The organism is Pseudomonas sp. HY2-MNA-CIBAN-0224 (genome assembly GCF_040310285.1).
In the GTDB taxonomy this organism is placed as follows: Bacteria; Pseudomonadota; Gammaproteobacteria; order Pseudomonadales; family Pseudomonadaceae; genus Aquipseudomonas; species Aquipseudomonas helleri.
In genome coordinates this window covers 1-284 of record NZ_JBEOPQ010000395.1, presented here as the reverse complement: position 1 = coordinate 284, position 284 = coordinate 1, and the positions used below count along the sequence as shown (strand labels likewise).

1 protein-coding gene is annotated in these 284 nt (G+C 43.0%); it reads right to left on the bottom strand.

Features of this window, described 5'->3' with window-relative positions; genetic code table 11:
* Positions 1 to 284 (bottom strand): LysR substrate-binding domain-containing protein (locus AAEZ03_RS26890; RefSeq protein WP_350582852.1); only part of this gene is annotated, 284 nt, incomplete at both ends.

Here is a 284-nt window from a genome sequence, read left to right as displayed (position 1 = left end):
ACCGAATCTTTGGCGATAAATGACGGTTGTGCGGATAGACGGCCCAGATACTTTCTTCAGGCTCTCTATAGTTATCCAGTAAGCTGACCAACGCACCTGATGCTAAGTGTTTTTGCACATAATACTCAGGTAGCTGCACGATACCCAGACCTTTTAAGGCAGCATCGACTAGGCTGTGACCACGGTTGTATTGCACAGTGCCAGACACTCGCAGGTTTTTTACTTTATCAGCGTCTTTTCCAGAACCTGTTTTTTTAGAATCTGTTTTTTTAAAATCTATAAAG